This is a genomic window from Mycobacterium sp. (assembly GCF_044342925.1).
Classification (GTDB): domain Bacteria; phylum Actinomycetota; class Actinomycetes; order Mycobacteriales; family Mycobacteriaceae; genus Mycobacterium.
In genome coordinates, this window is the sequence record NZ_JBIIOV010000145.1 from 1 (window position 1) to 8,438 (window position 8,438).

Annotated in this window: 5 protein-coding genes, 1 tRNA gene and 1 pseudogene; 5 read left to right on the plus strand and 2 right to left on the minus strand. The window is 67.6% G+C overall.

Annotated elements, in window-relative coordinates; translation table 11 throughout:
- Positions 1–361, minus strand: a 361-nt coding sequence (locus tag ADBZ6I_RS13845; protein WP_526384783.1) for a PAS domain-containing protein, incomplete at its 3' end; no start/stop codon positions are given.
- 146 nt (positions 362–507) lie between these two features.
- Positions 508–581: transfer RNA gene (locus ADBZ6I_RS13850), tRNA-Arg, on the minus strand.
- 176 nt (positions 582–757) lie between these two features.
- Between ADBZ6I_RS13850 and ADBZ6I_RS13855 the strand changes: the two genes are divergently transcribed.
- The 5 genes and pseudogenes from ADBZ6I_RS13855 to ADBZ6I_RS13875 form a co-directional block, all read left to right on the plus strand.
- A complete protein-coding gene (locus ADBZ6I_RS13855; protein WP_526384785.1) occupies positions 758–1,966 on the plus strand; it encodes an alpha/beta hydrolase in 1,209 nt (402 codons plus the stop codon).
- A 302-nt stretch (positions 1,967–2,268) separates the two neighbouring features.
- On the plus strand, positions 2,269–3,693 hold the full coding sequence (locus tag ADBZ6I_RS13860) for a wax ester/triacylglycerol synthase family O-acyltransferase (RefSeq protein ID WP_526384787.1): 1,425 nt from the start codon (positions 2,269–2,271) through the stop codon (positions 3,691–3,693).
- Positions 3,690–5,318, plus strand: coding sequence for an HAD-IB family hydrolase (locus ADBZ6I_RS13865; protein WP_526384789.1), 1,629 nt, complete (start codon positions 3,690–3,692; stop codon positions 5,316–5,318). Before ADBZ6I_RS13860 ends, ADBZ6I_RS13865 begins: the two co-directional genes overlap by 4 nt.
- Positions 5,315–7,678 carry a glycerol-3-phosphate 1-O-acyltransferase gene (locus ADBZ6I_RS13870; protein WP_526384791.1) on the plus strand — a complete coding sequence of 788 codons (2,364 nt, stop codon included), beginning with the start codon at positions 5,315–5,317 and terminating at the stop codon, positions 7,676–7,678. Before ADBZ6I_RS13865 ends, ADBZ6I_RS13870 begins: the two co-directional genes overlap by 4 nt.
- Positions 7,679–7,734: 56 nt before the next feature.
- A pseudogene (locus tag ADBZ6I_RS13875) lies at positions 7,735–8,438 on the plus strand (copper resistance protein CopD); the annotation flags it as partial.

Sequence of the window (8,438 nt, forward strand, 5' to 3'; positions counted from 1 at the left end):
GCTGGATCGAGATGTAGGCCACTATCGCACCGCCGGAATCGCGCACCGGTGAGATGTTCCACCGAACGATGTATGGCGCACCGTCCTTGCGGTAGTTAATGGTGCTGCCCTCGAAGAACTCCCCGGCCCAAATCTTGCGACTGAGCTGATCAATGACCTTTCGATCGGTCTCGGGCCCCTGCAGGATGCGTGGGGACTGACCGATCAACTCCTCCTTCGAGTAGCCGGTCATGGCGCAGAAGGCCGGGTTGCAACGCTGAATTTGGGGGCCGCCGCCGCCGAAGTCGGCATCGGTGATGATCATCGCGTTGTAGGCGTACTCGAAGGCGGCCTCAAACACCGCCCCGTCGTCGAGGTTCACCCGCCGTTTCCCTCCCCAATCCAGCCAAAGATTACCCAACCTGAAAGCAATATCCGGCTATTCGGGCGGTTTTCTGATGGAACGGCACCACCGCGCTGGGCGTTACGCCGAGCGGAAAAAACCAGCATGAACTGGTTTTTTACCGGCGCCCCCGGCACGACTCGAACGTGCGACCTAGGGATTAGAAGGCCCTTGCTCTATCCACCTGAGCTACGGAGGCAGTGGGAGTCAGTGTATCCGCGCCGTGTCGGCGAACCGGTTTATCGGGCTTGATCTGGGAAAATCCCGTTTCGTCGCGATTAGGCGTCGTAAATGTGTTTGTCGGCGTGCGGGATTCGCTACCGTGACGGGCGCACCGCGCAACGCCGCGCGGCATGCCGAGGGAGTCGACAGCCGATGAACAGAGCGACCACGCTGGTCCCGGCCAGCTGTACCCGGGCCGTGCACGCCGGGTCACTGGTGCTGCGGGGGTCACCGGCCGCGGCCGGATGGGCGTTGGGGTGGCTGGCCAGCGAGTTCGCGCCGCACGTCGTCACCGGACATGCGCTGTCGGCGCTTCCGCTGCCGTTGGAGCGCGCGGCCCGCGGTCTGGCAGGGCGGCGTGCCGACACTGTGTTGGAGTCGGCGCTGGGGCAGGCGTTCGGCGAGGGCTATCTGTCCGAGGTGCACCACCCGCTGGAGTCCTACACCGCGCGGCGACCGCACGTCGCCGGACTGGCGCAGGCCCTGTGGCACCGCAAGCGCTACGCCGCGACCACCACGGATATCTCCTACGGCCCCGGCGGCCGAAGCAATCTGCTCGACGTCTCGCGGCGCCCGGACCTGCCAGCGGGGCGTCCCGCGCCCGTCCTCATCCAGGTGCCGGGCGGGGCCTGGTCGATCAACGACAAGCGAGGCCAGGCTTACCCGCTGATGACGCGGATGGTCGAACTGGGCTGGATCTGCGTCTCGATCAATTACAGCCGCAGCCCGCGTAACGCCTGGCCGGCGCACATCGTCGACGTCAAACGGGCCATCGCCTGGGTGCGCGCCAACATCGCCGACTTCGGCGGTGACCCCGACTTCATCGCGATCACCGGCGGCTCGGCCGGTGGCCACCTGAGCTCACTGGCCGCGCTGACCGCCGGCGACGCGAGCCTGCAGCCCGGTTTCGAGCACGCCGACACCAGCGTGCAGGCCGCCGCTCCGCTCTACGGCGTCTATGACCTCACCGACCACGGGGCGATGCACAAGCTCACGATGCCGCTGCTGGAGCGCCTCGTCATCCAGCGCCGGCTGGCCGAGCAGCGCGAGGTCTTCGAGGCTGCCTCGCCCACGCTGCGCGCACACCGCGACGCGCCGCCGTTTTTCGTCCTGCACGGTGAGAACGACGTCGTGGTTCCGGCGGGGCAGGCGCGCGGTTTCACCACCGCGCTGCGCCGAGCGGGCGCAGGCACCGTCGCCTACGCCGAGATGCCCAACGCCCACCATGCCTTCGACACCCTGGCCACCCTGCGCTGCCAGCTCACCGCCGAAGCGATCGCGACGTTCCTCGGCGTCGTCTACGGCCGCGACCGGGCAGCACGCACGGTCCGCCGGAGGGTGGCCGACCGCTCCGTCGGCTGACCCGTCCGCCCGCGCAGGTGCAAGACGGACGACCTGCGGTTACTGCTGTGTCACGGTGTCGGCAAACGACCCCGCTGCCAGGCGGGTCGGACTAGCGTGGTGTGGCAGTCGAGCGCTGTGGGCGCAGGACGGCGACAGGCGGTGAGGAGGTGGCGATGAGCGGCCCCGTGGACACGTCCGGGCTGCCGTCCGGCGAGAATCCCGAAGAGCCCTCAGTTCCACAAGAGCCCTCAGTTCCACAAGAGCACTCAGTTCCACAAGAGCCCTCAGTTCCACAAGACCTGAGTGCGTTCGATTTGCTCATGCATCGCGGCGAGGCCAATCCCCGCACCAGGTCGGGCATCATGGCCCTGGAGATCCTGGACAGCACGCCGGACTGGGATCGCTTCCGCGACCTGTTCGAGAACGCCTCCCGCAAGGTGCTGCGGCTGCGGCAGAAGGTCGTCATGCCGACGCTGCCCACGGCGCCGGCCCGGTGGGTCGTCGACCCCGATTTCAACCTCGACTTCCACGTTCGCCGGGTTCGGGTGCCCGAGCCGGGAACGCTGCGCGACGTGCTCGACCTGGCCGAGGTGGTCCTGCAGTCCCCGTTGGACATCTCCCGGCCGCTGTGGACGGCAACCCTGGTCGAGGGACTCAAGGACGGCCGGGCGGCCACCCTGCTGCACCTGAGTCACGCCGTCACCGACGGTGTCGGATTCACCACGATGTTCGCCGAAATCTACGACCTGCAGCGCGACGCCCCGCCCCGTCAGATGGCGCAGCTGCCCGTTCCGGAGGACATCACCGGAAACGACCTCATGCGCGAAGGCCTCGGTCACCTACCGGGTCTCGTGATCGGCGGCGTCGTCGGTGCCGTCACAGGTGGGCTGGATCTGGCGGGCAAGGTGGCCCGTCGACCCGGTTCGGCGCTGTTCGGTGCCGTCGAGTACGCCCGATCCGGCCGACGGATGACCCGCCGGGCGGCCGAGCCGTCGCCCTTGCTTCGGCGCCGCAGCCTTTCCACCCGCACCGAGGCCATCGAGATGAAGCTGGGTGATCTGCACCGGGCCGCCCGCGCCGCCGAAGGGTCGATCAACGACGCCTATCTGGCCGGGCTGTGCGGTGCGTTGCGGCGCTATCACGTGGCACTGGGTGTGCCGATCAACTCGCTGCCGATGGCGGTCCCGGTGAACCTGCGCGCCGAGGCCGATCCGGCGGGCGGCAACCGCTTCGCCGGGGTCAACCTGGCCGCCCCGATCGGGGTCGCCGACCCGGCGGCCCGCATCCGCAAGATTCGCAAGCAGATGATCTCCCGGCGTGAAGAGGCCGCCATCGACATGATCAGCGCCGTCGCGCCGGTCCTGAGCCTGCTGCCCGACGTGGTGCTGCAATCGGTGAGCGGTTCGATGATCGTCTCCGACGTGCAGGCCAGCAATGTTCCCGTCTACCCGGGGGACACCTTCATCGCCGGTTCGAAAGTGTTGCGGCAGTTCGGAATCGGGCCGCTGCCCGGCGTCGCCATGATGGTGGCGCTGGTGTCGCGCGGCGGATACGCCACCATTACAACGCGTTACGACCGCGCGGCGATCGCCCGCCCGGAACTGTGGGCGAGGTGCCTGCAGGAAGGGTTCGACGAGGTGCTCGCACTGGCCGGGGACCGTGAGGCGCGTGTGGTGCCCGCATCGTTTTCCCTCGACGCAAATGAACAAACGAGTTATAGGAACGGATCGGTGGCGTATTCATGACCGAGGATTTGCGGCTCCCCGGCTCGGTGGCCGAGGTGATGGCCAGCCCGCAGGGCCCACACATCGGTGCCTTCTTCGACGTCGACGGCACGATCGTGGCCGGTTTCACCGCCGTGATCATGACCCGCGAGCGGTTCCGTAACCGGGACATGGGGGTGGGCGAGCTGATCAGCATGGTGGCCGCCGGGCTCAACCACCAGTTCGGCCGCCTCGAATTCGAAGGGCTGATCAACAAGGCCACCGACGTGTTGCGCGGCCGTCCGCTCTCCGACCTTCAGCAGATCGGCGAGCGGCTGTTCGCCGAGAAGATCGAGAAGCGCATCTACCCGGAGGTGCGGGAACTGGTGAGCGCGCACATCGAACGTGGACACACCGTGGTGCTGAGTACCTCGGCGCTGACCATCCAGGTGGAGCCGGTGGCTCGTTTCCTCGGCATCCCCTACATGCTCAGCAACCGGTTCGAGGTCGACGCCGACGGGGTGCTCACCGGCAAGGTCATCAAGCCGATTCTGTGGGGCCCCGGCAAGGCCAAGGCGGTGCAGAAGTTCGCCGCCGAGCGCGGCATCGACCTCGCCGAGAGCTATTTCTACGCCGACGGCGACGAGGACGTCGCGCTGATGCACCTGGTCGGCAACCCCCGTCCCACCAATCCGGGGGAGAAGATGGCCGAGATCGCCCGCAAGCGGGGATGGCCCATCCTGCGGTTCAACAGCCGCGGCCGCGGCGGTCTGGTCGGCCAGGTCCGCACTCTGCTCGGTGTCGGTTCCATCGTTCCGGCCGCCTACGGCGCGGTCGGCTGGGGACTGCTGACCGGCAGTCGGCGTCGCGGTGTCAACTTCTTCACCAGCGCCTTCCCGCAGATGTTGTTGACCCTCAACGGTGTTCGGCTCAACGTGATCGGCGAGGAGAACCTCAACAAGCAGCGGCCGGCGGTGTTCATCTTCAACCACCGCAACAACTTCGACCCCGTCGTGGTCGCCTCGATGGTCAAGGACAACTGGACCGGTGTGGGTAAGAAGGAGCTGGAGAACGACCCCTTCGTCGGTACTTTGGGCAAGCTCGTCGACACCGTCTTCATCGACCGGGACGACCCGAAGAAGGCCGTCGAGTCGCTCAAGCAGGCAGAAGAACTGACCAGGAAGGGGATCTCTGTCGTCATCGCCCCGGAGGGCACCCGGCTGGACACCCGATCGGTCGGTCCCTTCAAGAAGGGGCCGTTCCGGCTCGCCATGGCCGCCGGGGTGCCGATCGTGCCGATCGTGATCCGCAATGCCGAGGTGATCTCCGCCCGCGATTCGTCCACCCTTCACCCCGGGACGGTCGACGTCGTCGTCTACCCCCCGCTGTCCGTCGCGGACTGGACCGTGGACAACGTCACCGAGCGCATCGAAGAGGTGCGCCAGCTCTACATCGACACCCTCAAGAACTGGCCGGTCGGTTCGGTGCCCGAGGCGCAGTTGTACAGCCGCCAGAACGAGGCGGCGGGAGCCGGGGAGTCGTCCGGCACCGCCAAGAAGGCACCCGCCAAGAAGGCGCCCGCCAAGAAGGCGGCCGCGAAGAAGGCGCCCGCCAAGAAAGCGACGGCCGCAACGAATCCGGAGACCAGAGTGAGGGGACGCCGATGAGCGCCGCCGATTACCTGACCGACTTCAGCACCACCGACGACGCGCTGGTGCTCGCCTCGGTGTCCTCCAAGGCCGAGTTCGGTCTGCTCAACGACTGGTTGCAGCGACAGCGTCGCGCGCACCCCGACACCAAGGTGGAGGTGCTGCGGCTGCCGCCCGCCGATCCGACGGCGGAACTGGTCAGCGCGCTCGTCGACCAACTCGGAGTCGGCGAGGACCGCACGGTGGTTCCGGTGCGGGTGTTCTGGGTGCCCGGTGGCCTGCCGACCAGGGCGAAGCTGGCCGGCCTGATCTCCGGCCGGGAAACCTACCGGCCGCCCGAGATGCTGCAGCGCGCAATCCTGAAGAAGAACCCCACCCGAGCCCGCGTCGTCGCCGGCGAGCCGGCCAAGGTGTCCGAACTGCGCCAGCAGTGGCGGGAGAACACCGTGGGGGAGACCCAGCAGGAGTTCGCCCGCTTCGTTCTGCGTAGGGCAGAACTGGCGATCGAACGCATGGAGCTGCGGCTGCTGGGTCCGGAATACAAGTCGCCGCGGCTGCTCACCGACGAGCTGATGACCTCCTCGCGCTTCATGAAGGGCCTGGAGACCATCCCGGGAGCCACCCCCGAGAAGGCCGAGGAGATGCTCAACGAGCTCGCCACCGGATGGAGCAGGTTCTCGGTCGACCTGATTCCGACCCTCGGGCGCGCCATCTTCAGCCGCGGCTTCGATCCTCACATCGATTACGACCGCACGCAGATCGAGACCATGCGGCACAACCTGGGCGAGCACCCCGCGGTGTTGCTCTGGTCGCACCGGTCCTATCTCGACGGCGTGATCGTGCCGGTGGCGTTGCAGGAGAACAAGTTACCTCCGGCCTGCACCTTCGCCGGCATCAATCTGTCGTTCGGCTTCATGGGCCCGCTGTTCCGCCGGTCGGGTGTCATCTTCCTACGCCGCAAGCTCGACGATCCGCTGTACAAGTATGTGTTGCGCCAGTTCGTCGGCTACATCATCCAGAAGCGTTTCAACCTCAGCTGGTCGATCGAGGGAACCCGGTCCCGGACCGGAAAGATGTTGCCGCCCAAGCTGGGTCTGCTGTCCTACGTCGCCGACGCCTACCTCGACGGCCGCAGCGAGGACATCCTGTTGCAGCCCACCTCGATCAGCTTCGACCAGTTGCACGAGACCGCGGAGTACGCGGCCTACGCCCGGGGCGGGGAGAAGGTGCCCGAAGGCGCGGAGTGGCTGGTGAACTTCATCAAGGCCCAGGGCGAACGCAACTACGGCAAGATCTACGTCCGCTTCCCCGAGGCGGTGTCGATGCGCCAGTACCTCGGCGATCCGGACGGCCCGATCGCGACGGACCCGGCCGCCAAGCGTCTGGCCATGCAGAAGATGGCATTCGAGGTGGCCTGGCGGATCCTGCGGGCCACCCCCATCAACGCCAGCATGTTGGTGTCGGCGGTCCTGCTGGCCACCCGCACCCGGGCGCTGACCCTGCGCCAGCTGCACCACACCCTGCAGGCGTCGCTGGATTACCTTGAGCGCAAGGGCACGCCGATGACCAACAGCGCGCTGCGCCTGCACTCCACCGAGGGTGTGCGCGCCGCTCTGGACGCGATGTCCAACGGGCATCCCGTCACCCGGATCGACGGCGGACACGAGCCGGTGTGGCGAATCGGTCCGGAACAGGAACTTGAGGCTGCGTTCTACCGCAACTCGCTGATCCACGCCTTCCTGGAGACCTCGATCGTCGAACTGGCGCTCGTCCATGCCGGACGTGCTCCGGAAGGCGAACGGGTGGACGCGTTCTGGGCCCAGGCGATGCGGTTGCGTGCGCTGCTGAAGTTCGACTTCTACTTCGCCGATTCGGCGACGTTCCGCAAGAACATCGCCGAGGAACTGGAGTGGAACCACCAGTGGGAGGCTCAGCTCGCGGCCGGGCCGGAGGCCGTCGACGACCTGCTGCGGGCGAAACGGCCGCTGATGGCCAACGCCATGCTGCGGCCCTTCTTCGAGGCCTACGAGATCGTGGCCGACGTGCTCTGCAACGCTCCCGCCGACATCGACGACAAAGAGTTGAGCAGACAGGCTCTGGGCGTGGGCAATCAGTATGCGGCGCAACTCTTGTTGAGCAGCAACGAGTCGGTGTCGGCACTGTTGTTCGCGACGGGCCGGCAGGTCGCGGCCGATCAGAAGCTCCTGGAGCCCTCGCACGATCTGCGCGCGCGGCGTACGGCGTTTCTGCTGGAGTTGCGCGACATCGTCAACGACATGGAACGGATCCACCAGCTCACCCGGGAACAGTTCTATGCCCGGGAGGCCAAGCTGGGGCCCATCGATCCGGATGCCCCGCTGCGTCCGACGGCCCGGTAGTCCGCTACGCCAAAGTCGGCGCCGCCCGATCTGGCCGATCCGATAACGTTTGTGCTGTGACTTCTCCCGCGGCGCGACGCGGCCTGTGGCCGGTGTTCGCGGCCGCGGCGGTTCTGGCCGGTGTCGTCGCGGCTGCAATCGGCGCGCTTTCCCTTGCCGACGCTCTGACCGCCACCGGACTGCCCGATCCGGGACCGGTGACGACGCTGGGGCTTCCGTTCGTCCGCGCGGCCGGCGAGCTGGCCGCCGCCGCGGCGATCGGCGGCCTGATGTTCGCGGCGTTCTTCGTGCCGCCGCAGGAGACCGGGGTGCTCGACGCCGCGGGCTACCGGGCGTTGCGGTTCGCGGCCGGTGCCTGCGGAGTGTGGACGTTATGCGCGGCGGTCATGGTGCCGTTGACCGTCTCCGACGTGTCCGGCAAGCCGCTGCACGAGCACCTCAACCCGGTCGAGATGTGGCAGGTGGCCGGTCTGGTGGACACCGCGTCGGCCTGGCGGTGGACGGCGGTGCTGGCCTTCGTCGTCACCGTCGCGGCCCGGGCGGTGCTGCGCTGGTCGTGGACCCCGGCCTTGTTCGCCGGATCGTTGCTGACCCTGGTGCCGCTGGCGCTCACCGGCCATTCGGCGGCGGGCGGGTCGCATGATCTGGCCACCAACAGCCTGCTCATCCATCTGGTGGCCGGTGCGCTGTGGGCCGGTGGGCTGCTGGCGCTGCTGGGCAACGCGTTGGCCGGCGCGGGGTACACCGATCTGGCGGCGCG

Coding starts and splice junctions, on each gene's coding strand:
- ADBZ6I_RS13855 (WP_526384785.1), top strand. CDS start 758: ATGAACAGAGCGACCACGCTGGTCCCGGCCAGCTGTACCCGGGCCGTG.
- ADBZ6I_RS13860 (WP_526384787.1), top strand. CDS start 2,269: ATGCATCGCGGCGAGGCCAATCCCCGCACCAGGTCGGGCATCATGGCC.
- ADBZ6I_RS13865 (WP_526384789.1), top strand. CDS start 3,690: ATGACCGAGGATTTGCGGCTCCCCGGCTCGGTGGCCGAGGTGATGGCC.
- ADBZ6I_RS13870 (WP_526384791.1), top strand. CDS start 5,315: ATGAGCGCCGCCGATTACCTGACCGACTTCAGCACCACCGACGACGCG.